The organism is Candidatus Defluviilinea gracilis, assembly GCF_057138825.1.
Window position 1 is genome coordinate 236,772 of sequence record NZ_DBNHEF010000079.1, and the last position, 25,632, is coordinate 262,403.

The 25,632-nt window shown below is 55.0% G+C and carries 18 protein-coding genes; 8 read left to right on the top strand and 10 right to left on the bottom strand.

Annotation, left to right across the window (positions count from 1 at the left end; genetic code table 11):
- Nucleotides 1–4: 4 nt before the first annotated feature.
- The 7 genes from AC16KF_RS16580 to AC16KF_RS16610 form a co-directional block, all read right to left on the bottom strand.
- Complete coding sequence (locus AC16KF_RS16580; RefSeq protein WP_484038464.1) at nt 5–1,450, bottom strand: DUF6056 family protein; 1,446 nt, start codon at nt 1,448–1,450, stop codon at nt 5–7.
- Between the two features lie 143 nt (nt 1,451–1,593).
- On the bottom strand, nt 1,594–2,709 hold the full coding sequence (gene dnaJ / locus AC16KF_RS16585) for a molecular chaperone DnaJ (protein ID WP_484038465.1): 1,116 nt from the start codon (nt 2,707–2,709) through the stop codon (nt 1,594–1,596).
- A 64-nt stretch (nt 2,710–2,773) separates the two neighbouring features.
- Entirely contained in the window at nt 2,774–4,654 is a 1,881-nt protein-coding gene (gene dnaK, locus AC16KF_RS16590; protein ID WP_484038466.1) for a molecular chaperone DnaK, read from the bottom strand.
- Between the two features lie 140 nt (nt 4,655–4,794).
- Nucleotides 4,795–5,340 (bottom strand): nucleotide exchange factor GrpE, encoded by a 546-nt coding sequence (gene grpE, locus AC16KF_RS16595; protein ID WP_484038467.1) that lies wholly within the window; start codon nt 5,338–5,340, stop codon nt 4,795–4,797.
- 78 nt (nt 5,341–5,418) lie between these two features.
- Entirely contained in the window at nt 5,419–6,456 is a 1,038-nt protein-coding gene (gene hrcA, locus AC16KF_RS16600; RefSeq protein WP_484038468.1) for a heat-inducible transcriptional repressor HrcA, read from the bottom strand.
- A 308-nt stretch (nt 6,457–6,764) separates the two neighbouring features.
- Complete coding sequence (locus AC16KF_RS16605) at nt 6,765–8,960, bottom strand: protein kinase domain-containing protein (RefSeq protein WP_484038469.1); 2,196 nt, start codon at nt 8,958–8,960, stop codon at nt 6,765–6,767.
- A 60-nt stretch (nt 8,961–9,020) separates the two neighbouring features.
- Nucleotides 9,021–10,004 carry a phosphatase PAP2 family protein gene (locus AC16KF_RS16610; protein WP_484038470.1) on the bottom strand — a complete coding sequence of 328 codons (984 nt, stop codon included), beginning with the start codon at nt 10,002–10,004 and terminating at the stop codon, nt 9,021–9,023.
- A 334-nt stretch (nt 10,005–10,338) separates the two neighbouring features.
- On the opposite strand from AC16KF_RS16610, the gene AC16KF_RS16615 reads away from it, so the two are divergent.
- The 6 genes from AC16KF_RS16615 (at nt 10,339) to AC16KF_RS16640 (ending at nt 19,497) form a co-directional block, all read left to right on the top strand.
- Nucleotides 10,339–12,711, top strand: coding sequence for a transglutaminase-like domain-containing protein (locus AC16KF_RS16615; RefSeq protein WP_484038471.1), 2,373 nt, complete (start codon nt 10,339–10,341; stop codon nt 12,709–12,711).
- A 20-nt stretch (nt 12,712–12,731) separates the two neighbouring features.
- Nucleotides 12,732–14,447, top strand: coding sequence for an adenylate/guanylate cyclase domain-containing protein (locus tag AC16KF_RS16620; protein ID WP_484038472.1), 1,716 nt, complete (start codon nt 12,732–12,734; stop codon nt 14,445–14,447).
- A 127-nt stretch (nt 14,448–14,574) separates the two neighbouring features.
- Entirely contained in the window at nt 14,575–17,619 is a 3,045-nt protein-coding gene (locus tag AC16KF_RS16625; protein ID WP_484038473.1) for an SUMF1/EgtB/PvdO family nonheme iron enzyme, read from the top strand.
- A gap of 82 nt (nt 17,620–17,701) precedes the next feature.
- Nucleotides 17,702–18,049: a diversity-generating retroelement protein Avd gene (gene avd, locus AC16KF_RS16630; protein ID WP_484038474.1), complete on the top strand. Its 348-nt coding sequence runs from the start codon at nt 17,702–17,704 to the stop codon at nt 18,047–18,049.
- Nucleotides 18,050–18,080: 31 nt separating this feature from the next.
- The gene (locus AC16KF_RS16635) at nt 18,081–18,251 is read left to right on the top strand and encodes an SUMF1/EgtB/PvdO family nonheme iron enzyme (RefSeq protein ID WP_484038475.1); all 171 of its coding nucleotides are present in this window, start codon (nt 18,081–18,083) and stop codon (nt 18,249–18,251) included.
- A gap of 202 nt (nt 18,252–18,453) precedes the next feature.
- Nucleotides 18,454–19,497, top strand: a complete 1,044-nt coding sequence (locus AC16KF_RS16640; protein ID WP_484038476.1) for a reverse transcriptase domain-containing protein — start codon at nt 18,454–18,456, stop codon at nt 19,495–19,497.
- A gap of 44 nt (nt 19,498–19,541) precedes the next feature.
- Here AC16KF_RS16640 and AC16KF_RS16645 read toward each other — a convergent pair whose 3' ends face one another.
- From AC16KF_RS16645 to AC16KF_RS16655, 3 genes are all read right to left on the bottom strand, one after another.
- Nucleotides 19,542–20,693: a M20/M25/M40 family metallo-hydrolase gene (locus tag AC16KF_RS16645; protein ID WP_484038477.1), complete on the bottom strand. Its 1,152-nt coding sequence runs from the start codon at nt 20,691–20,693 to the stop codon at nt 19,542–19,544.
- A gap of 92 nt (nt 20,694–20,785) precedes the next feature.
- Entirely contained in the window at nt 20,786–21,784 is a 999-nt protein-coding gene (locus AC16KF_RS16650) for a carbohydrate kinase family protein (protein WP_484038478.1), read from the bottom strand.
- A 33-nt stretch (nt 21,785–21,817) separates the two neighbouring features.
- A complete protein-coding gene (locus AC16KF_RS16655; protein WP_484038479.1) occupies nt 21,818–23,086 on the bottom strand; it encodes a GAF domain-containing sensor histidine kinase in 1,269 nt (422 codons plus the stop codon).
- A 64-nt stretch (nt 23,087–23,150) separates the two neighbouring features.
- On the opposite strand from AC16KF_RS16655, the gene AC16KF_RS16660 reads away from it, so the two are divergent.
- Both AC16KF_RS16660 and AC16KF_RS16665 read left to right on the top strand, forming a co-directional pair.
- The gene (locus AC16KF_RS16660) at nt 23,151–24,236 is read left to right on the top strand and encodes an inositol-3-phosphate synthase (RefSeq protein ID WP_484038480.1); all 1,086 of its coding nucleotides are present in this window, start codon (nt 23,151–23,153) and stop codon (nt 24,234–24,236) included.
- Between the two features lie 100 nt (nt 24,237–24,336).
- Complete coding sequence (locus AC16KF_RS16665; protein WP_484038481.1) at nt 24,337–25,482, top strand: polysaccharide deacetylase family protein; 1,146 nt, start codon at nt 24,337–24,339, stop codon at nt 25,480–25,482.
- Nucleotides 25,483–25,632: the final 150 nt, after the last annotated feature.

Sequence of the window (25,632 nt, forward strand, 5' to 3'; positions counted from 1 at the left end):
GACTTCAAGGTGCGATGATCGAATTCAAACCGTAGAACCGCGCCACGCACCGATTGATCCAATCTCGCGGGTTGCCTTTGTATTCGCCGACGCCGCCAGGCGCGTCCAATTGCACGACGACGAGATCGGTCTCGCCATTCGCAACGGCTTGTTGAATGAGCGCGTCGCGTTCATCCCATTGTTGCGCAAATTTTTGATATTCATAATGAAGCGCATACACCCTCGGCGCCGAGCGGATCGGATGAACGATCAACGCGACCAGCAAAAGCGCGACGGCGACTTTCACCCACTTCAATTGAACGACCGAATGCGCCTGCGTCATCAAAATTCCAAACACGCCGCCTTCGATCAACAACCCAAGCATGAACACGAAATGGGATGCGTATCGCGCGCGCGCCGCAGGGAACGTCCGCACGAACGCGCTGGGTGCATAACTGAATCCGATGACGATGAAAATGACAATTGGGATGATCAGCAACGCCGTCCACAAATACGATGTTTGAATAGGCGATAATTCTTTCTGGCTTGTTGTAAGCGCGAGATACACAACGCCAAATGACACCGCCAGCGCGACAACAATCAACGTCGGGTACGATTTAGTTGTTTCCAAAAGAAACTGCGACGTATAAAGGATCACATCGCCAGCCAGTTCGATGGGATTGTAGATTGGTTCTTGGCGCATGATCCTGCCCAAACGGTTCGACGTCCCTGGCGACGCCGCCGTGATCGAGATGGCGATGATCGCAGTGAGCAAACCAACGATGAGAAACGTCAGCACGTCGCGGCGTTGATGGAGCCGCTTCGTCCACCAGACGAGCGCGACCGCGACGAACATGATTCCCACCAACATGCCCGATGTCGTTTCGCTCAATCCGCCTGCGAAGAAGATCAAAATGGTAAACAGGATTCCAAACCGAACGGCGCGCGATTTCTCGTATGGCTTTTCGACATAACCCAGAAAAAACGCCGCGATGCCGATGAACCACAACAGCGGCAATGAATAGGGAATCAATCCCGTGCGCCAAAATAAAACCTGATACAACGCGGATGTTTGATACAAACTCAACGCGATCGCCATGCACGCCAGCCACACGTATCCCGCTTTCGGTATCTGAACCCGCAAAAGTTTTCCCAACTCGACGAACATCCACGCGAGCAACAGCGCCCAGATCACAAGTTCCACGCCCGCCATCACGCGGATGCCGTTCACGCCGCCCAACTCGATCAATTGCGAAAACATCAAACGCGAGTAACTGTTCCCCCACAACGAATACGCCCGCAGTGTGGCTTCCACAATATTTTGCGATGAATATAAATATGTGGACGCGCAATAATCATCAGCGAGATAGCGCGAAAATGTCCCCAACCACGCATACACCGCCAATGGCACACACGCGCTCAATGCCCCGATGAAAAACAAAAACGATATCCAGCCATTTTTTTTCGTCAAACTCATTCGTTCATTAACCTCATGGTATAGCGCGAGTCAGTATAACATACGTCCCCATCATGTCATTACGTCCACTCGTCAATTACCATTTACCAGTCTCCAGTCTCTAACCCCAATTCTCTAATTCTCCATTCCTCTCCCCATCACCCCCCCAACGCCTCATTCAACCAATCCAAGAATCCTTTTTCTTGCGGCTTGACCGTCGTCCCCAAACTCTCTGCCAACTTCTCGAACAACTCGCGTTGCTCTTTCGTCAACTTGGTTGGCACCGCCACATTGACCAGCACCAACTGGTCGCCGCGTCCGCTTCGGCGCACATGCGGCACGCCTTTATTTCGCAAGTGAAATACTTTGCCGGGTTGCGTCCCAGCGGGGATTTTCAACTTCTCTTCGCCGTCAATCGTCGGCACTTCAATTTCCGCGCCCAAGACCGCCTGCGCCACGTTGATATCGAGATTCAACAAAATGTCATTCTCGCGGCGTTTGAAAAACTTGTGCGGCTTCACATCCAGCATCAGATACACGGTTCCGTTCGGTCCGCCATTCTCACCAGGATTGCCTTCCCCCGTTAAACGGATTTGCATAGTCGCATCCACACCCGCAGGGATTTGCACCTTCTTCTTTACCTTCTTGCGTTCCAATCCGCTCCCGCGACAAGTTTTGCACGGAGATGAGATCGTCTCACCGCGTCCGTTACACGTCGGGCAAGTAGACGATTGCACCATCTGACCCAAAAACGTTTGCCGCACAGTCCGCACTTCGCCTTGACCGTTACAAGTGGCGCACTTCACAGGCGACGTGCCAGGCTCCGCGCCGTTGCCGTTGCAATGCGAACAAGTTTCTTCGCGCTGGAATTCGATCTCTTTCTCCACGCCAAACACAGACTCTTCGAACGTCAACGTAATCTGCATTTGCAGATCGCGCCCGCGCCTCGGCGACCGACGCGAACGCCCGCCACCTGTCGAGAATCCGAATCCGCGGAACAAGTCCTCAAAAATATCGCCGAAGTCCGACGTGTAATCGTGGAAGCCGCCCGAGTTGCCCAGCCCCGCTTTGCCGAAGCGATCGTAACGCGCGCGCTTATCCGAATCCGAAAGCACGCCATACGCCTCGTTGATCTCTTTGAACTTCTCCTCGGCGTTCGGCTCTTTGTTCACATCGGGATGATACTGACGCGCGAGCTTACGGAACGCGCCTTTGATCTCGTCATCGCTCGCGCTCCGTCCCACGCCCAGGGTTTCGTAATAATCGTTAGACATAAACCAAGAGGAGTAGAGAATTAGAGGATTAGAGAATTCTCCAATCCTCTAATTCTCGACTTTCCTATTCCTTTACTTCCCCTTCAACCACATCAGGATTCTCACTGGATGTAGAGCCCGCCTCTCCCCCACCCGCGGCCTGATTCTGCTCGTAGACGCTGGCGCCAATCTTTTGAATCACTTGCCCTAGCGCGTCTGTGGCAGATTTGATCGCCGACACATCTTCACCTTCTGCGGCTTTCTTCACCGCAGCGACGTTCGTCTCGATCTCCGTTTTGACCTCAGCAGGGACTTTCTCGCCGAACTCGCGCAATGCCTTCTCCGCCGCGTAGACGGTGTTATCGGCATGATTGCGCGCTTCGATCAAATCTTTGCGTTTGCGATCTTCTTCCGCGTGAGATTCAGCGTCTTTCTTCATCTGTTCCACTTCCGCGTCCGATAAACCAGACGAAGCCGTGATCGTGATGTGTTGTGAGCGTCCCGTTGCCTTATCCTGCGCGCTGACTTTGAGGATACCGTTCGCGTCCACATCGAACGTCACTTCGATCTGCGGAACACCGCGCGGCGCGGGAGGAATCCCATCGAGAATGAACTTGCCCAGCGACTTGTTATCCGCCGCCATCGGGCGCTCGCCTTGCAGAACATGAATCTCAACTTGCGTCTGGCTGTCGGTTGCAGTCGAGAACACCTGACTCTTGCGAGTCGGAATCGTCGTGTTGCGTTCAATTTGAGTTGTGGCGACTCCGCCCAACGTCTCGATGGCGAGCGAGAGCGGGGCTACATCCAGCAACAAAATATCTTTCACTTCGCCGCCCAGCACGCCCGCTTGAATTGCCGCGCCGACCGCAACAACTTCATCGGGGTTCACACCTTTATGAGGTTCCTTGCCGAAGAAAGCGCGGACGCGTTCTTGCACAGCAGGCATACGCGTCATGCCGCCCACCATCACCACTTCATTCACTTGACTCGCTTGCAATCCCGCATCGGACAAGGCTTGTTTGAGCGGGGCAATCGTACGGTCAACAAGATCGGCTGTCAGTTGTTCGAGTTTGGCGCGGGTGAGGGTCATCACCAAATGTTTCGGTCCAGTCGCGTCGGCGGTCAGATACGGCAGGTTGATTTCCGTTTGCATCGTCGTCGAAAGTTCGATCTTCGCTTTTTCGGATGCTTCCTTCAATCTCTGCAATGCCTGACGGTCGTTGTGCAGATCAATGCCGCTGTCTTTTTTGAATTGCTCGATAAGATGATCCATGATGCGGAGGTCGAAGTCGTCGCCGCCGAGGAACGTGTCGCCGCTCGTCGCGCGGACTTGGAACACGCCGTCGCCCACATCGAGGATCGAAATGTCGAATGTGCCGCCGCCGAGATCGTAGACCGCGATAATTTCATTTTTCTTTTTGTCGAGTCCATACGCCAGCGATGAAGCCGTCGGCTCGTTGATGATTCGCAGGACTTCGAGTCCCGCGATCTTGCCCGCGTCTTTGGTGGCGTTGCGTTGCGCATCGTTAAAATACGCGGGGACAGTAATGACCGCCTGCGTGATGGTTTCGCCGAGATATGCCTCTGCATCGCGCTTGATCTTGCCGAGGATCATCGCCGACACTTCAGGAGCCGAATATTCTTTCTCGCCAAGTTGCACGCGCACGTCGCCGTTGTCCGCGCCGTTCACCGCATACGGCACGCGCTTCCGCGTGCGTTCCACTTCGGGGTCGTCAGACTTACGCCCCATGAAACGCTTCACCGAAAAAATTGTGTTCTGCGGATTCGTGATCGCCTGATTGCGTGCCACGCGCCCCACCAACCGCTCGCCATTTTTATTCACCGCCACCACCGACGGGACGAGTCGCTCGCCCTCCGCCGACGGGATCACCACAGGCTCCCCGCCCTGCATCACCGCCGCAACGGAGTTTGTCGTGCCAAGATCAATACCGATAATTTTTGCCATGTAAAAAGTTCTCCTATGATTCGTGTTTCGTACCGCGACATTTATGTCGCCCTTACCCTGGTGCAACTCAAAAGCGACATAAATGTCGCATTACAAACATCCACTGCGTATTGCGTAATACGCAGTACGCAGTATGATTTTTACTGCGCCACCCGCACCAACGCGGGACGTATCACGCGCTCGCCGAGCATGTATCCGTTTTGCACCACTTCGATCACATGACCGCTTTCAAAATCTTCGTTATGCTCATGCGAGATCGCTTCGTGGAATCTCGGATCAAACTCCGCGCCTGTTGCCTCAATGCGCTTGATGCCTTCCACATCTAAAATATTTTGCAACTTGCGCGCGATCAATTCGATGCCGCTCGCCCACGCATCGTCGGCGGGACGGTTTTGCAGAGCGCGTTCCAGATCATCGAGAACAGGCAACATTTTCTTGACGATGTCGCTCTTCATCGAGAGAAACGTCATTTCGTTATCGCGCTCGACGCGCTTTCTGTAATTTTGGAAATCCGCCTGCGAACGTTGCCAGCCTTCGACGCTTTCGGCGAGTTTCGCTTCCGCATCTTCGAGTTGACGCTTCAACGCTTCGACATCCCCTTGCGGCTGATTCTCCGCTTCGGGCATTTCCGCCGCTTCGATCTTGATCTCGTGCGTTTCGTGTTTGTGGTTCTTCTTATTCGTCATGCTTTCACTCTCTTTATGTTTATTTCGGAGTACTTCGGAGCGCAGACTTAAGTCCGCGCTCCTGTTTTGGATAGACTCTTATTCACCTGCAATGGTGTCATTCACCAGATCGCTCAACAAGCCCGCGACATATCTCACCGTCGGAATCGTCTTCGTGTACGACATGCGCATGGGACCTAACACGCCCAACGTCCCTGTTGCCATGCCGGGGACTCCGTATCGCGCGATGACCATCGAGCATTGACGCAGTTCTTCCCATTCGCCTTCGCCGCCGATCAACACTTGCAAGCCGCCGATGTTGGTGTTGGTTGTTGTGCGGGCAAGCAGGTCGCGTAACGTGGATCGCTCTTCAAAAATTTTCAACGCCCGCCGCGCTTCATCCGACTCGGCAAATTCAGGTTCGGATAAAACGTTGGTCAAGCCGTCGGTATAAATTTCACCTGAACTACTTTCAGCGGTGCGGCGCACATCCTGCCGAATGAGGGTGAGGATATCCTGATCGAGCGCGTCGGAAGGAGTCGCAAGGGCAGAGATATTGTCCACGGCGAGACCAGCCAGAAGGGCGTTAAGACGCGTGGCGGTCTGGCTGAGTCGCTCCTGAGTCACAGGTTCCGCCAAAGTCAGAATCTGCTGACTCACTTCCCCTCCGACGAGGACAAGCACCATCAGCACTTGGCGTCCCTGCGTGGAAATTAATTCCACGTGTTTGAAGCGCGATTGCTCGGCGTGCGGCGCGGTTATGACCGAAACGCCCTGCGATTGATGCGCGAGGATCGAAGCGGCGAGCGTCATCCACTGATCCATGTCGGCGCGCGATTGGTGGAATTGATGCGAGATGGTGTGTTGCACCGCCTCGGGCAATTCGGCGTTCGGCATCATCTGGCTGACGAAGTAGCGATAACCTTCTTCGGTGGGCACGCGCCCCGCGGAGGTGTGAGGCTGGCGCAAATATCCCATCTCGGTCAGCGCGGACATTTCGTTGCGGATCGTGGCGGGCGAATAATCGAGGCGATAATTCTCGACCAGCCGCTTCGAACCGATCGGCTCGGCCGATTCGATGTGATCGCGGATTATTAATAGAAGCAACGTCTTTTGGCGTTCGGTGAGTTCGACCATGGCTTTACATGATTAGCACTCTCGATTTGAGAGTGCTATTCTTTGTGACATGAATGATAAACGAGGCAAAAAGGGAAGTCAATAAGAAGTGTATAAGAAAATGCCTGCCGTTCAGAAAGGCAGGCACAGATTACCTTACACTATAAAAATCGGGACGCTGTTCACGCAGAAAACGCGGATTTGCATTCTTTTGAATCAGCGTGGGTCAACGTTTACACCTGCCCTTGCGGGCGGTGCAAGGGTCTGCGTCCAAAAGCACTCTGTAGTTAATTAGAGGCAGGCATTGTTTCGATTTGCAACGCGAAGGGTTATTGACCAGTAACCGGTCGCCAGGTTGGGTCGAAATCCACTTCGGGATCGTCGGTGAGACGCATGCGGTCGCCGCCGCTCACTGTGGAATAATAAATGTCTCGGTTGCCGTCGCCGCTCGAACTTTCAAAGATGATCCATAATCCATCCGGCGAAAATTCCACATCCTCAATTGGCGTTGGCAACGCCAGCTTAGTTGGGGTCAGGGTATCATGCCCCGCGAACGGAATGCTCATCAACCACGGGCGCGTTGGGGCGAGGTTCCGCTGGTTAAAAAACACGGTGGAACCGTCCAGAGACCAGAACGGCAAATAATCCCACAACTGTTGTCCACTGCGGACCAACTGCGCCTTGTCTTCGCCATTGGCAGACATTGCCCAGACTTGGTAGGCGTCGAAACGTTTGACGGTGTAGACGATCATCCTGCCATCGCGCGACCAGGAAGGTTGCGCGCTTTCGATACTGCCATCCGATGTAGTGAGCCGGGTCACCTGACCGCTGGCGATCTCCAGCGTGTAAATTTCGTTTCGCCCATCGCGGTTGGACGTGAACGCGATGCGCGTCCCATCGGGCGACCAGGCAGGGTCGAAGTTTGCTCCGAGAGTCTCGGTGAGGGGCGCCAATCCGCTTCCATCGGCATTAATGAGATAGATCCCCGCGTCAGAGTAGATGTTTTCATGCACTTCACCGCGCGCGCGGCATGGGGAAATGAACGCCAACCGCGCCCCATCCGGCGACCATGATGGCTGGCACGCGCCTAGTTCAAGGTTCGTGAGTTGGACGGGGTCTGAGCCATCGGTGTTGATGATAAAGATTTGTGGAATCCCTAACCGCGCGGATGCGAAGGCGACCTGCCCGATCGTTCCGCCAATTTGGGTTGGCTCGCCAAGCGACGAGGGATCGACCGTGGGGGTGCTGGTCGGGTTCAGCGTTGCGGTGGGGAGTTTTGTGGGAGTGTGCGTGAAGGTGGATTGAACCGTTGCCGTGGCTTCCACCGCCGGCTCGGTGGCGGTCGGTGTTGCGGTTGGCGCGGGAATATTCGTCTGAACCGCGGACGGAAACAGGAATGGGAGGTGAAGCGATTCCAACGTGTCGAGCAACGCGGGCGGGATGAACTGCGGCGCAAAACGCGCCGCGCCCACGATCACTGCCGCGCTGATCAACAACAGCCATAAAACAGCGGTAACGAACCGGCGGATGAACCCTTTCTTCTTCCGCTTTGGAGGCTTAAAGATGGGCCCCTCCTCTTCGGGCGAGAGCAATCCGCCTGATGGACTCATGTCCGGCGGCGTAGACGCGCGTTCGATCGCGCCCATCTCGTACGGTTCAGACCTGTCCTCCGCCGGCGCCGGCTGGATGACGTAATCGCCCGGCAGGCGCTGGGTCTTGCCTTTGGAACCTAACAGGGAATTTTTGAACTCCTCCGCATTTTGAAACCGTTCCGCCGGGTCGATGCCCATCGCGCGTTCGATCGCGGAGGCAAGCCGGCGCGATACCTTGCTGTTGCGTTTACGCAACGGCGTAAGTTGCGTGTTATCCATCGCGCGGGCGAGACCATCTTCCGGGATGATGCCGCTCAACGCCGCGTACAACGTGGCGCCGAGCGAATAAATGTCTGTGCGCGGATCGGTGCGGGCTGTGCCGTATTGCTCCGGAGGAGAATAGCCCGGCGTCATGGCGCGCGCGCCGGTGGTGGTTGCCTGACTGCCATGCAACACTTTTGCCAAGCCAAAATCTACGAGAAAGACATGTCCATCCGGGGTAATTTTGACATTGCCCGGTTTCAAATCGCGGTGCAGGATCGGCGGCTTGCGCGTGTGTAAATATTGGAGCGCGTCGCACATTGCCGCGCCAAGGAGCACGGCTTCATCTTCTGTGATGTTGCCCATGCGCTCCATGCGTTGGCGCAGGTCTTCCCCCTCGATATAATCCATCACCAGATATTGTCCCTGATCGCCGATGACAAAATGATCGGTTACGCGCGGAAGATTCGGATGGCGAAGATTCGCAAGGATCACCGCCTCGAGCCGGAATTGCCGCGCATACTCGTCGGTGGTAAACAGATTTTCCTTGACGGCAACGTCCACGCCAAGGTTTTCATCCACCGCCCGGTAGACGGAACCCATGCCGCCCTGCCCAAGAATTTCAACGATGCGGTATCGTTTATGAAGTAACGCGCCTCGCTCAAGTGTCATCGAAAACGTTATGCTCCCAGAGAATAGGACTAGATTTGGGATTATATCAACTGCATTCCCCTATATCTTCGGGTCTGCCAATTTGAAACGAAAAAACAACTCCGGCGCCCCGGCGGAGATCCAAAAACCGACCAGCGTGTAACGCAAATATCGCAACATCAACGGGACGAGACTTTCCCCATCGGGCAACACCGCTCCCAACCCGCGCCATAGGATGAAAACCCCGATCAAGCCGACGAAGAATCTCAGCGCCCGCTTCGCGCCCGGACCGTCTGCCTGATACCCGCCCCGTGAGAGGAGCCACGCCAAACCGGCGAAGAGACCGAAGAACGTCCCCGCGGAGGTGACGATCGTTTCGAGGGAAGCCGGGGCAGGCAACTCGTCGGAGACGCGAAGCGCATTGACGCGGAACTCCTCCGGGAAGGTGTAACCGTCCAAATGCGCCGCGCTGACGTATCCAAGAGCGATCATCAACAAAGAAACCGCGAACGCCAACGTCATTTGAGTGGCGACCGGTTTTGTTTTCAACCACGCCGCCGCTGAATCCCAAAACCGCAGGATGAGCCACAAGACCGCCGCGCCCAGCGCCCAACCCGCCAGCACATCGTGAACAAAATGGACGCCGAGGTAGAGACGCGAGAAGCCGACGAGGAAAATGACCGCGATTGACAGCGCCCATGCAATGCGCTTTCCGATCCATGCGGCGATCGTCCCCCACACCGCCACCGCATTCTCGGTATGCCCGGAGGGAACCCCAAACGAAGTTTCAGCCGTCAGCCCTTGCACCTCCGCGCTCACCCAATACGGACGCGGACCTGCAAACCATAACTTAATGTAGAAATTCAAACTCACGTTGGCGATCAACGCAACCGCCACGCGCATGCCCAGCCCGGCGTCTACGCTCCAGTAAATGAACGGCAGGACGAGGAAGAAAAAATCCTGCGAACCGAGGAACGTAAAAAATTTCAGGGGCGCTTCGAGCCAGCCGCCCAGCGATTGTATGGCAAGGATCCAATCGATCCCGTTTTGAATCAAAGAACCCATCTCTTCCTCCTCATTGTCGCAAAGTACGGCAACGTTCACGTTGCCCTGGCATTTTGATTCGTAATCAGATTACCGCACATGAGAAGATTTTTACCGCAAAGCGCGCTAAGGTCGCCAAGTGAAAAAGGTTTTCTTTGCGTTCTTTGCGGGTGTCGCATGGCGCCATGGCGACACTTAGCGGTGCAAATGCACGGTAGAGAGTTGCGCGATCAATTTAGAAAAGCGCGACAACTGCGTCAAGCGCCTATTTCCGATGCCTTGCGGCAGAACGTTCAAGAAATACCCCTCTCCAGTATTTGACGTGTCACCTCGTTGTATTGTACACTACCCCCCGATGAAAAAATCGCCCGAAGCCCCTCTCTCGCGCTGGTGGGATTGGACCGCCGTTATCCTGCTGATCCTCCTTTTGCAGATTGCCGCATCGCGCCTCATCGCCACCGAATGGACAGAGGATCTGGGCTTGATTCGCGGCTTCACCTGGATGGGCTCCGCCATTGGACTTTCGCTGGGTTACAGCACATTCCGTCGCCGCACAGCGCGTTGGCTGTCCTTCTTCTACATGCTCCTCCTGCTTCCACTCTTATGGACCTCCCTCATCGAGGGACCTGTGAAGATGGAGGAAAAACTGCTTAGCGTCGGCGGCAGGTTGCTTTTTTCGATCTCGGAATTTGTCGCGCGCCGTCCCGTTGAAGACCCATTGTTCTTTATCGCCATGATGTCGGTTATGTTCTGGGCGTTGAGCGCCTCGGCAGGTTATGCCCTGACGCGCCACCAGAACTTTTTGCTTGCCAGCCTGCCATCCTTTCTCGGGGTTCTCATTATCCAAAGTTACGATAACGCGATCGCGAGCCGCTTGTTGCTGATCGGCTTTTTCATTCTTTTCGCGCTTCTGCTCCTGGGAAGGCTGAACTTCCTAAACCAGCAATCACAATGGAAACAATCGCGGGTGTTCCTCTCGCCCGAAAACAGCATCGACCTGACCGGCGGCATGGCGATCATGGCGAGTCTCATCCTCCTCGCGGCATGGCTGACTCCCTCCTCCATCCTGCGCGTCGAAGCCGCGCGCCGCGCCTGGAACCGCGTTTCAGAACCCTGGAAAAATTTTACCGAACGGTTTGAGAATGCCGTCAGCGCGTTGGACTCTCCGAGCGGCGGAAGACCCGGCGAATTCTTCGGCACCGAGCTCGAACTGGGCGTGGGCTTCCCACTGTCCGATGTTTTGATGTTCAAAGTGGAAGCGCCCGAACTCGCGTTCGACAAAAAACCGCCGCGTTATTACTGGCGCGGGCGCGCATACGATTATTTTTCAAACGACCAGTGGTACACCACCGGCACAACACGCGAGGAATATTCCCCCGCCAACCCACTGCCCGGGGTAAACGATACCAACGCGGCGATGTTTAACTTCGACACCGGCGAACAACGGATTTCGTTGTTATACTCCCCCTCGCAACCGGTCTGGGTCAGCCGGCCCGGTTCCATGCTCACCGCGCCCGGCGGCGATCAACTCGATATCGTTTCATGGAACGCAACCCCCAGCATCCTGCCGGGCGAAACCTACCAGGTGAAAGCCGCGCTGAACAACCCCACCATCGAGGCTCTGCGCGCGGCGGGAACAGAGTACCCAAAATGGGTCACCGACAAATACCTGCAACTCCCCGATGATTTCTCGCCGCTCATCAGCGCCCTCGCGTTCGATATCACCGCAAACACCGAAACCCCCTACGACAAAGCCTTTGCCATCACGCAATACCTGCGCGCGAACATCGAATACTCGCCGACCATCCCTTCCGCGCCGCGCGGCGCAAACAAACTCGAATGGATACTCTTCGAACACAAGCAAGCCTATTGCGTGTATTACGCCTCGTCAGAAATACTCATGCTTCGCGCGCTGGGCATCCCCGCTCGCATGGCGGTCGGCTTCGCGCAGGGAACAGGCTCCACATCCGGAGAGGGATTCGCCGGCGAAGTGGAGGAGATCGAGGTCAACACCTTCACCGTCCGCAAGGAGAACGCGCACGCCTGGCCCGAGGTCTACTTCCCCGGTATCGGCTGGGTGGAATTTGAACCCACCGGCAACCAAGCCCCGTTAGACCGCCCGCTCGCGCCGCGCGAGGACGATTCGCCGGCCGGCTTGCTCAACCCCGGCACATTGATCGGCGAAGAACAACTCCCCGAGGAACCCATCGACCCGAGATTGGAAGATGAACTTGTGGACGCTGGGACAACCCGACCCGCCTCGCTTCTTCCGACCTTATATCTGTTCCTCACGCTGATCGTTATCGCCGTTGCGGCGTTTTTCCTCAACCGCCGCTACTCGCTCTCCGATCGTTTGCCTTCCGTGGTGCGCGCCACCATCGAACGGAGCGGCATTGAAACCCCGCGTTGGATCCTCAACTGGGAACGCTGGGCGCGACTCTCTCCCATCGAAAAATCCTTCGAAAGCGTCAACTTCGGCTTGCGGCAAATGAACGCGCCAGCGCAAGTAGACGCCACGCCCATCGAACGCGCCGAGAAACTTGCAAAAATCATCCCCGACGCCGCCTCGCGCATCAAAATACTTCTGGACGAACACCAAACATCCCTTTATACTTCCAGAACAGCAGACCCCGTGGAAGCGCGGCGCGCGGCGTTCGCCCTGCGATCACAGATCACCCTTGCCCGCATCCGTCACTTTTGGACGGGCAAATACTCACCCAGAACCTAGCCAGGCTCAAAGGAAACTTCATGGCGACGATCACGGCAAAGGCGAAAGCCATCACGATCAATGACCAGGTGATCGCAGTCACCAAGCAGGCAGAGAAGATCCGCGCTTCGGTCAGCGCCGGCGCAACTCCCCAAACTCTTGAAGAATTGAAAACTCTCGACACCTCGCTCCAGCGTATCAGCGAGGCGCTCGTCCCATTCGAACAACGCTTCAGTCACTTGCAAGCGCTCGCGGGGATCGGGCAGGTGGTCAACTCCACGCTCGAGATCGACGAAGTGCTCCAAGCCGTGATGGACACCATCATCCGCCTCACCGAAGCCGAGCGCGGATTCCTCATGTTGCGCGACGAACGCGGCGAGATGGTCATCCGCATCGCGCGCAATTGGGAACAGGAGTCGATCAATCAGAACGAATCGAACATCAGCCGCACGATCGTGCAAAAAGTGATCGACACCGGCGAGGCGATCCTCACCACCAACGCGCTCGAAGACAAACGCTTTAGCGGCACGGAAAGCGTGATCGCCTTCAACCTGCGCTCCATTTTGTGCGTGCCGCTCATGGTGAAGACCGAACTGACCGGCGTGATCTACACCGACAACCGCATCCGCACGGGAATATTTTCCGAATCGGACCGCGACCTTTTAATCGCGTTCGCCAACCAAGCCGCTGTCGCCATCGAGAACGCGCGGCTGTTCTCCTCCCTCAAGCGCACGCTCGCCGAAGTGACCGAACTCAAAAACCTCATGGACGATGTGTTCGCCTCCATCGTTTCGGGCGTGTTGACTGCCGACGTGGAGGACCAGATCACCCTGTGTAATCGAGCCGCCGCGTCCATTTTGGGGCAGGCATCCGCGGAGATCGTCGGCAGGAAGATCGATGAAGTTGTGCCTACGTTTGCGAGCAACATCATCCCGCATCTTGAGTCGGTGCGAAAAAGCGACAAGCCGGTCATCGGGCTTGAACTCAGCCAATCGCGCGCCGAAGGCGGCAACATTGACTGGCGTTTGAATCTCTCGCCGTTGAAAGACGCGGGACAAAAAACGCAGGGCGTGGCGATCGTGTTGGACGATTTGACCGAGCGCAAAAAACTCGAAGCCCAGCGCGGACTGTTGCAACGCATGGTGTCGCCCGCCGTGCTCGACCAGATCGACCCGAACAGTTTGCAAGTGGGCGGCAAAAAAGTTTTTATCACCGTGTTGTTTGCAGACGTGCGCGGCTTCACCTCGTACAGCGAAAAACATTCGCCGGAAGAATTGGTGGCGGTGTTGAATCAATATCTCGCCGCCGCGGCCGACGCGGTGCTGGCACAGGAAGGCACAGTGGATAAGTTCCTCGGCGATGCGGTGATGGCGTGGTACAACGCGCCGATCCTGCAACCCGATCACACGTTGCGGGCGGTGAAGTCCGCGTTGGCGATCCGCGAGGCGATTGCGCGATTACATTCCGAATTACCGAAAGAGGCGCATCTCGATTTCGGCGTGGGCATTCACTACGGCGAAGCCGTCCTTGGCTGGATCGGCACCGAGAAGCGACTCGAATTCACCTCGCTCGGCGACAGCGTGAACACGACCAAACGCATTCAGGAAAACGCGGCGAAGAATCAGATCCTCATCAGCAAAGAGGCGTACGAGCGCGTGAAAGATGAAGTGGAAGCAAATCCCTTCGCGCCGCTGACGGTAAAGGGCAAGGCACAGCCGCTGGAGGTGTTTGAGGTGGTGGGGTTGAAGGGTGGGTGAGGGAGTGAGTGGTAATTGGTAATTGGGGATTGGAGATTGGAGACTGGGGAGTGATGGAGGATTAGAGAATTGGAGAATTGGGGGGAGAGATTGGAGAGTAGAGACTGGAGAGTAGCGGAGGCAGATTGTGGATATTGACATTGCTCTTTTAGCGCAACAGGTGGCGACCGTTTTGATACCGTACCTCGTGAAGGGCGGGGAGGCGTTTGCCGGGGAAGCGGGAAAAAAACTCGCAAGCGCATTGTGGGAAAAGTTCAAACCCAAGGTGGAAGAGAAGGAAGCGGCGAAAGAGATCATCCAGGATTTGAAAACAACGCCCGACGACAAGGGCGCCCGGGATTCTTTTGAATATCAGATCAGGAAGATTCTCGAACGGGATACAAAATTCGCCGAGGAGATTTCGATCACGATCGGGGAGATTGACGCTTCGTCCATGCAGGCTGGGGATGACAGCATTCTCGTAAAAGGGGATGTAAAAGATGGCAACGTTCAAACCGGTAGAAACAATCGTATTATTCACGCGGGGACATATATCGAGGGAAACGTGTACAGGGGACCTGCCCTGCACAGTCCACAAGACGCCCTGAAAGCCTATCGCGCGGTACTCGCCAGCCTCACGTCCAGCATTTCAATGCGCGGTATTGACCTAACCGCGTCCGACCCGAACACACAACGAACCATTGGTCTGGCAAACGTATACATAGATTTAGACACAACCGCCCAAGTGGAATTCGAAGAGACGCGTGGAAAGATAAGAAAACAAGCAAGGGACATGGCTGACGCAACAGGCTTATCGCCTGATGTTGAGTTGGAATTTCCACAACGAGAAGGAAAGACCAACCCGCTCTCTTCCCTGCAAGCGGTAGTTGACAACCGATCTCTGGTCATCAAAGGCGACCCCGGAAGCGGAAAGTCTACGTTTGTCAATTTCCTTACATATTGTCTTTCAACCCATACCGCCGACAGGCTCAAACATTGGAAAAAGGAAGACGCTGACCTTCTACCTGTGATCGTGATCCTGCGCGACTTTGTGAAAGCCTTCAAGAAAGTACCGGAACGAGCCGAATCTCATCATCTCTGGGATTTCATCGAAAAACGATTGAAGGATCAAAACCTATCCAAAGCATCCAAGCCCATTCAGGAATTACTGGAAGAGGGAAAAGTCATCCTGTTTTTCGATGGCTTGGATGAAGTGTCCACGATCCCCCAGCGCGTGTTCGTGCGCGACGCGGTGCATGCCTTCGTAAAACGATTTTCAAAGAATCGCTTCGTCGTGACCAGCCGTATCCTTTCTTATGTGGAGCCGAAAGATGGAGAGCCGAATTTACGCCTGACGGGATTTCCCGAATTCGAACTCGCGCCTTTCGACAACAAAAAGATGCAATCCTTCATCGACGCCTGGTACAAAGAATTGACAGCCCTGGGCGTCCTGACAACCGAAACAGCGGATGAACTGAATCTGGGTCTTAAGAGCGCCGTCCGCCGCCGCGAATTAAGCAAACTTGCCCCGAACCCGCTATTGCTTACCGTAATGGCGGTGGTCAACACGCACAAAGGACGGTTGCCCGATGCCCGCGCGTTGTTATACAAAGAAACCGTTGAAATCCTGCTTTGGCAATGGGAACAATCCAGCAAGGGACACGAGGCGGCGCGCCTGCGGCAGCTGATGTTGGAGGCGGACTGCGCGGACGCCGACCTTGAACAAGTGATCTGCAAACTTGCCTATGAAGCGCACGCGCAAACCGACATCAATAGCGAAGACCCGGAGTCGCTGGCGGGCATTAGCGAACTCAGCCTGCAAAAAGGATTAGCCTCCATCAACAAGGGCGATTTGAATTGGGCGGCAAGCGTGATCGAAGCCATGAAACTGCGGGCGGGATTACTGCTCGAACGCGACAACAACGTCTTTACCTTTCCTCATCGTTCCTTTCAGGAATTTCTGGCTGGCTCGTATCTCGATTCGAGGGATGATTTTGCGGCTCTGGCAAAAGAACTTGCCGATAATCAACTTCTTTGGCGGCAGGTGATCCTTTGGGCGGTCAGCCGGCGCGTGTATATTCGCGGTTCGATTGATGGACCTCTGGCGCTGGTAGCCGAGTTATGCCCAAGCCGCGAGTGTAACGATGATAAGGAATGGAGCAGGGTCTGGCTGGCGGGAGATATTTTGCTCGAAATCGGCTTGAACCGCGCCGAACGTTCCGAATTGGGAAAAGAGCTACTGCCGCGCGTTCAAACTCGTTTGAAAGAATTGCTCGAACAAAGCCGCCTCATCCCGCGCGAACGCGCCGAAGCCGGGGATACCCTCGCCAAACTCGGCGACCCGCGCGAAGGCGTAACAACCGATCTCTTGTTTTGCGAAATCCCCGCAGGCAAGTTCATTATGGGAAGCAGTAAGAAAAACGACAAAGATGCCTATGATGACGAAGAACCGCAATTTGAATACAACATCAAACAGAACTATTTCATCAGCCGTTATCCGGTTACTAATGCCCAATTCGATCTGTTCGCGGCCGACCCCGAAGGATATACGAACGGAAAGTGGTATACGGACAGCGGAAAGGAATGGCTGAAACGAGCAAAACAGGATAAACCGCCCAAATCAGGCGGCGCGTTCGACCTGCCGAACCATCCCATCGTCAACGTCACATGGTATGAAGCCGTCGCCTACACGCGCTGGCTGACAGACAAAATGCGAAACGAAAACATCGCGTTGAAACTATGGGACAAAGACTCGATCAAAAATATTTCACTCGATCTCGCAACATGGGAAGCGCGCCTACCCACTGAAGTCGAATGGGAAAAAGCCACGCGCGGTGAAAAGGGCTTGCGGTATCCATGGGGCGACGAGTTCGATCAGGAGAAAGTGAACAATAATATGATCATCGGGTCTACCAGCGCGGTGGGGTGTTTCCCCGGCGGGCAAAGCCCGCATGGCTTGCTCGATATGAGCGGCAACGTGTGGGAATGGTGCGCTACACAGTGGACTGAGAATTATGAAAACTACGGAAAAAACGAGAAGAATAATTTGGATGGAGGTGCTCCCCGCGTGGCGCGCGGCGGCGCGTTCAGCTATGATGTGAGGCTCGTCCGTTGTGCGTATCGGTGCTGGGGCTTCCCTGTTGGCAGGTACGACTATCGGGGGTTTCGTGTGGTGGTGTCCCCATTTTTCTAAACTCTGTTCTCTGAAGTCTCTGGTTCTCTGAGGCTCTGATTCTCTTGGTTTTAAAAAAATTTTTTGGTTTTTGGAGGTATCCATGAGCGGACAAGAAATGCCCATCTTCACACGCACGTTCGATTTTCTCACGTGGCTGTTGCCAATTACAAATCACTTCCCCACCGCGCACCGGCATACATTCACAAAGCGATTACTGGATGCGGCATTCGATCTGCGCGAACAACTGGAAGCCGCTAATCACCGAATGGGAAAGGAACGGTTAGCCTTTCTTAAATCGGCAGATGAATCGCTCGATAAAGTGCGGACCTACTTGCGTCTTGCCGCCAAATGGGAATGGCTTTCCCAAGGGCAATACTATCATGTAGCGGCGATGGTTACGGAGATCGGGAAACTGCTAGGCGGCTGGAAGAAAGTGACTACCCCATAGCAACCCGCGGTTGTACCGCTGTTGCGGGGATATGCCCGAACATCACCGCGTGGCGCGCGGCGGCGCGTTCAACAATAATGAGAGGAACGTCCGTTGTGCGTATCGGAACAGGAACAACCCTGATAACAGGAACAACAATCAGGGGTTTCGTGTGGTGGTGTCCACGCTTTTCTTGTTTTGCCGAAATGCCTGTGCGGGCTGAGCCTTCACAGTTGAGGCTCCTTAGAAAAATGGCGGGGCGTATTCCTGGCCAATCTCGCAATGAGATTGGGCAAATATAGAATAGCCCCGTCTCCTAATCCCTCGGCTTTGCCCAGGATCTGAGGCGGGGCAACGTACTCGCCGTCCCGCAGGTTTTGGAAACGATTCAATCAGTTCATACAACCTGCGAGACGTTCACCCTCATGTACCAACAACTCCACTCATGGGAAAACCTGCTCCTCGCCTACCGCAAAGCCAGCAAAGGCAAGCGCGGGCATGCAAACGTGGCAGAGTTCGAGTATCGGCTGGAAGATAACCTGCTCGAACTGCAACATGAACTTCGCGCAAAAACATACGCCCCGGGCAAGTATCACAGTTTCTACATCCATGACCCCAAGAAACGGCTGATCTCCGCCGCGCCGTTCCGCGACCGCGTCGTTCATCATGCCTTGTGCAATCTGATCGAACCCTTGTTTGAACAATCATTCATTTTCGATTCCTACGCAAATCGCATCGGCAAAGGCACGCATAAAGCCCTCGACCGTGTAACCCAATTCGCCCGCCGCTTTCGCTACGTGTTGACTTGCGACATCCGCCAGTTCTTTCCAAGCATAGATCATGAAGTCTTGTTCGATACGCTGAGAACCAAAATCGAAGACAAAAATGTTCTCTGGCTGGTCGAAAAAATACTGCAAAGCGGCATCGGCATTTTATCTGAAGAATACGAAATGATCTACTTCCCAGGCGATACCCTTTTTGCGGCGCATCGTCCGCGCGGCTTGCCCATCGGCAACCTCACCAGTCAGTTTTGGGCGAACTGCTATTTGAATCCGTTCGATCACTTCGTTCAACGCGAACTGCATTGCAAGGCATACGTCCGCTACGTGGACGATTTCCTCCTGTTTTCGAACGACAAAGGTGAACTATTCGAATGGCGCGGCAGGATCATCCAACGCTTGCAACAATTTCGGCTGACGCTCCACGAGAACAAAGCGCAGGCGCGTCCCGTCACGGAGGGGATCCCATTCCTCGGGTTCTCGGTCTTTCCAACTCACCGAAGATTGAAACAACGAAAAGGGATCGCCTTTCAAAGAAAATATCGTCGCTTGTTGTTGGCATATCATGGTGGAAAAATTGCGCGCGACCAACTAACCGCCTCCGCGCAAGGCTGGGTCAATCACGTCCGCTATGGGGACACGTGGAACTTGCGCCGCGCCATCCTCAATCTCAATTCCCCAATTCTCTAATCCTCTATTCTTCTATTCTTCTATTCTTCTATTCCTCTAATCCTCTAATCTCCAATCACTCCCCCCACAAACCTCACCAACTGCTCCAATCCTTTTTCAATTGGTTTGAGATTGATAAATTCATTCGTCGTATGCGCGCCGCCGCCGGTGGCGATTCCCAGCACGAGCGCGGGATAGCCTTTGCTCAGCGGGATGTTTGCGTCTGTTGAACCCGACGTGAGCGTTGGCTCCATTCCCTGCTCGCGGATGCACTCTTGCGCGAGTTGAATGAGCGGATGCTCTGCGGAGATTTCACCGGCGGGACGTTGCCCGATCACCTCCGCTTCAAACGCGACGTCGGGCTGGTTCGCCTCCTCGATCTTTTTCTCCACCTTCGAGATCAACTCCGTCAGCGACTCCTGCCCCTCCGAGCGCAAGTCCAACTCCATCCACGCTTCGGACGCGATCACATTGATCGAAGTGCCGCCAGAAATTTTCCCCACGTTCATCGTCGTGCGCGGCGACTCGGGCAACTTCATCGAAGTCAATTCCACCACAAGTTTCGACAACTCATGGATCGCCGAAGGGCTCCCGAAATCCGACCATGAATGTCCGCCCGCAGTTTTCGCCGTGATGCGATATCGTTTCACACCCGTGCCGCGATGATAGGCACAACCCAACGCCATCCCTTCGAGGACGAGATAGCCAGCCACCTCCGCGCCGAAACGCTCGACGACCGCTTTCATCCCGCGCAAATCGCCAAGTCCCTCCTCGCAAACGTTTGCCACAAACCACACATCACGACTCCCCTCTCCCTGAGGGAGAGGGGCTGGGGGTGAGGGTAAAATCGCGCCTTCCCTCAACCCCCACAACAGCCCAAACAACGCGGCAACGCCAAGCGAGTTATCTCCGATGCCGGGACCAAACACTTTATTTCCCTCGCGCCGAACACGCAAATCTGTCTCGACGGGAAACACCGTATCCAAATGCGCGGAAACGACAAGCGGCTTGACCTGCGACCTTTGACCTTTGACCTGAAACCGCCCCAACACATTCCCCACCTCATCAACGAACACATCCTCCAACCCCTCCCTCTCGAACAACCCGCGCACAAACTCCGCCCGCTTCCCCTCCCCAAACGTCGGCGCAGGGATTTGTTGAATCTGAATCGCCAACTCAATCACACGCTCCGCAAGTTTCAAGTCACCAGTCTCCAATCTCAATTCTCCAATTCTCTAATTCTCGATCACGAATTACCACTCACCAATTACTCACGCTTCGACTTCGCTACCACTCCGCTCAGCGCAGATCAAACATCCCTCGCCATCCCCCTGACCACATTCAACCTCGCCTCCCCCAGCCCCGGCAACACATCTAGCGGATAGAACGCGCCGCTCCCCTCCAATTTCAACGATGCGGAGACACTTCCGTAAAACACGCCTTCCAACGGATCGTAATTTTTGCAATAGCCCGCGAGAAAACCGCCATTGAACGCATGACCCGCGCCGGTGAGATCGGCAAGCCTGGACGGGTAAGCGGGGATCTCGTATTTTTTCTTTGCCCCAGCCGCATACAACAATTGTCCCTGCGCGCCGCACTTAATCGCCACATATTCGCATCCGTACAGCGAAACAGCTTCCGCCATCGCCCACAGATCGTGCGTCTCACCCCAGAAAAGACCTCGCAAATCCTCTTGTGAAATCAAAAGCGTTGTCACCCCGCTTAAAAATACCGGCAGGGCGCGCTTCGCTTTGGGGTTCATATCCGCAGAGGAAGGAGCGAGCAGAATCGTGTGGGCGCTCCCACGCTTGAGACCGGCGATCAATTGATTCTGCGTGGAAAGATCCATCGGGCAAATCAACGCCGCGCGAGCCGAGAGATACTCCTCGGGAATATCCGTCACCACAAGCCGGCGGGATTCCTGTTCCGCGCGTTCTTCAAGAGGCTGATAACCAAATAAAGATTTAGGAATGGTCATCCCGCGCCGCGCAAATTGCGTAACCGGGTTGGCTGGGTTGGGTTCGAACGATTCGCTATACGAGATGAATTCACGCGCATCAAGATTCTGCGGAAGGATTTTCACCCCCGCGGTATCGAACCCGCGTCCCTTGACGTCGTTCAACCACGCGCGCGGATAATCATCCCCGACGCGTCCCACCAAGCCTACATCTGATTCACCCACCCACACTCTCGCCCCCGCCCCCGCGTACAACAGGCTTCCGCCCGGCGCATCCAACCGCGGCGAGCCGCTGGCAGGGAGTAAAAATTCGCGCGTCAGGTTTCCAAGCACAAGATATTGAGGAGGCATGGCGCGATAATTATAAAGGGCGTCAACCCTGTTTTATTCCGAGAACGGTTTTGCTTTGACCGGATTCCCCGCCTGTTGAACCGGCAACAAGAAGGTGAACGTGCTCCCCTTCCCCACCTCGCTCTCCACCCAGATACGCCCACCGTGCAGTTCAACCATTGCCTTTGCCACGGCGAGTCCAAGACCCATCCCTGTGTGCCGGCGCGTGAGGTGCGTCTCCACTTGAAAGAAGCGCTCGAACACGCGCGGCAGATCGCGCGCAGGGATACCGATGCCGCTATCCGTCACTGAAACTTTCAAATATCCCGACTCTTCGCCCGTTTTGACGCTCACCACCCCCCCAGGGTCGGTGAATTGCAACGCATTCTTCACCAGATTGCTCAAGGCAATATTAATCTTGACCCCGTCGGCATCGATGTACAATGGGTCACTGCCGGTCTCGGCTTGCAACGTAATGTTCCGCGATTTTGCCTCATCCTGAAAGGTGAGCGCAACATCTTCCACGATGCGCGTCATCGAAACCTGATGACTGCGCACACGCGAGGATCCCTTCCGATAATTATCCACATCCGCCAGGTTTTCGACGATCTCCTTCAATTTCGTTGTGTTGCGGATGATGGTATCGAGTTGTTCGCCGTGCGTCTCGCCGATCAGTTCGCGCAAAAATGTGGCGTGACCCAGAATCAAACCAAGCGGGGTGCGCAGTTCGTGAGACGTGATCGCGATAAAATCTGATTTGAGGCGTTCAAGTTCCGCCAACTCGATCCGCGCCCGTTTGACATCCTGCATCAGCGTAAAGTTCCGCATCGCCTGCGCGGCAAGCGCGCCCAATGTGCCCAGGATCGCCAAATCCTCCTCGGTAAAATGCGCGCCATCTTTTTTGTTGATGGCTTCCATCACGCCGATCACTTCGCCGCGCACCACCAGGGGAACCGCCGCCAGAGAGCGGGTATCGTATTGCGAGACGCGGTCCGGCGCCTTGAAATGCCGCTGGTCGATTCTCGTATCCTGTATAATCAGCGGCTGGGTATGACGGAACACCCAACCTGCCGCGCTGCCGTCGATCGGCACGCCCACCGGGCGGAGCAATTCACGATGGATCCATTGCATCGAGAGGAAGCGCAATTCCTTCGCCTCCTTATCATATTCAAGGATCGAAGCGAACGCGCTGTCGGTCATCTCGCTGGCTTCGGTGATCACGGTTTGAAGAAACGATTCAATATCGGGCGCTGTCGTCAAACCCCGCACCACTTCAAGCAGGCGTTCCAAATGGTCTAACCGCTCGTTGGTTATCATTGTCATAGATTATACAACACAGGCAAAATACCTACCAAGCAACTTCATTGAAACACAAGGAGAACTCACAATGGCACAAAAAAAAGTACGCGTGGCGATCATCGGCGTGGGCAACTGCGCCTCTTCGCTCGTGCAAGGCGTTCAATTCTATAAGAACGCTAAAAAGGATGACATCATCCCCGGCATCATGCACACCCAGCTCGCCGACTATCACGTGAAAGATATTGAATTCACCCTCGGCATTGACGTGAACGCCACCAAAGTGGGCAAAGACCTCTCGGAAGCGATCTTTGCCGAACCGAATAACACCTACAAGTTCACCGACGTCCCCAAACTCAACGTCCCCGTTGTGCGCGGCATGACCCACGACGGATTGGGCAAATATCTGAGCGGCATGATCCAGAAGGCGCCTGGCTCCACCGCCAACATCGCCAAACTCCTACGCGACACAAAAACGGATGTGGTCATCAACTTCCTGCCCGTTGGTTCTGAGATGGCGACCAAATGGTATGTGGAGCAAGTTATCGAAGCGGGATGCGCATTCGTCAACGGGATTCCCGTGTTCATCGCCTCGTCCGAATATTGGGGCAAGCGCTTCGCCGATGCGGGTCTGCCGATCCTCGGCGACGATGTGAAGAGTCAAGTCGGCGCGACAATTCTGCATCGTCAACTCGCCACACTGTTCGTGGATCGCGGCGTGAAGATCGACCGCACCTATCAACTCAACTTCGGCGGCAACACCGATTTCCTCAACATGCTCGAACGCGAACGACTCGAGAGCAAGAAAATTTCAAAGACCAACGCGGTGACAAGCATGATTCCGTATCAGATGGACCCAAAGGACGTGCATGTCGGTCCCAGCGACCATGTGCCGTGGCTCACCGACCGCAAGTGGTGTTACATCCGCATGGAAGGCACAACCTTCGGCAACGTGCCGCTCAACGTGGAAGTGAAACTCGAAGTGTGGGATAGTCCCAACTCGGCGGGCGTGATGATCGACGCCATCCGCTGCGCCAAACTCGCGCTCGACCGCGAACTCGCGGGTCCCATCATCGGGCCGTCATCGTATTTTTTCAAGACGCCTCCCAAACAATTCCGCGATGAAACTGCCAAACAAAAAGTGGATGATTTCATTTCGGGAAAAAGCGAAGAGTAATTCGATTTACGATTTACGATTTTGGATTTACGATTTACGATTTACGATTTTGGATTTGCGATTTACTGATAACTATTCACTGATCACTGTTCACTTTCAAATGAAACGCATCTTCCTCTCCCTCAGCCTGCTCGCCCTCACTCTCAGCGCCTGCGCCCCCGCGACTCCCCCTCCCACACAGGATATGAGCGCCGCGCTCACTCAGGCGTTTGGCACTGCGTTCGCGCAACTCCAGCCGACGCCGACGTCGCTTCCTACGGGCACCCCAGTTCCCCCTCCGACCGCGATCCGCACACCGCCGATGTTGCCATCCATATTTGTTGCGAGTCAAATAAATCCGCTGGATGTTCCGCATACGTACATCCAAGACTCGTGCGAATATCTGCTCAACAAATGGAGTTCGACCAACGCCGCGCCCGGGACGGTCGTGATGGTCATCATGTTCCATGGCATTAACAGAGACTCGGTGGATAACCCCAACGACATCCTCGTGCCCGATTTCAAACGGATGATGAAGGATCTGAAGGATCAAGGTTTCGAAGCCATCAACATGACCCAGATGGCAGACTTCATGGATCGCAATGCAAAGATACCCGCGCGTTCTGTTTTGCTCATTTCCGACGACCGTCATCAAGGCGAATATTTCGACGATCATTTCCGTCCCTATTTCAATGAATGGGGCTGGCAAGTGGTGAACGGCTGGATCAGTTTAGAAGATGGACCGCGCGCGATCAGCATTGACGCGAACATCGCTTTGGAAAAAGAAGGCTGGGTGGATCATCAATCGCACGGCTACATCCACAACATCAACATGAGCGATTCATCCACCGATGAATTCATCCGCACTGAATTTGAAAAATCCATCGCCGACCTGCAAACCAACTTCGGCAAAACTCCCGTTGGCATCATCTGGCCCGGCGGCAGTTTCGGAATCCGCCCGGTGCAATTCGCGCGCGAATACAACTATCGTCTTGGCTTCACCATCAACCCGCGCGGACCCGTGATGTACAACTGGATTCCGCTCGCCGACCAGCCCGACCCTGCGCGTCCCGCGTTTCTTCCCGAGGGTTATGTGAACGACCCGCGTATGGTCATCCCGCGATACTGGCCCTATCAAGTTTCAGCGAACATTGACACGGTTCGTCAGATCGGCAACCAAGCCGCGGAGTATGCGGAACAGAACAAAGCTGTCGAACTTGAATACTACGATATCGTCTGCGCGCCGACGTATGGGGCGATGCCGTAGATTCTTTTTAAACACAAAGGACACGAAGTACACGAAAGTGAGTTGCGTGATCATTATGGTTCTTCCATTTTGACTTTCACGAAAGATGGCGCAAAAGAAGTCATCCCGTTGCGCCATTCGTCAAACCATTGTGACTGTCGCGTCACTTCG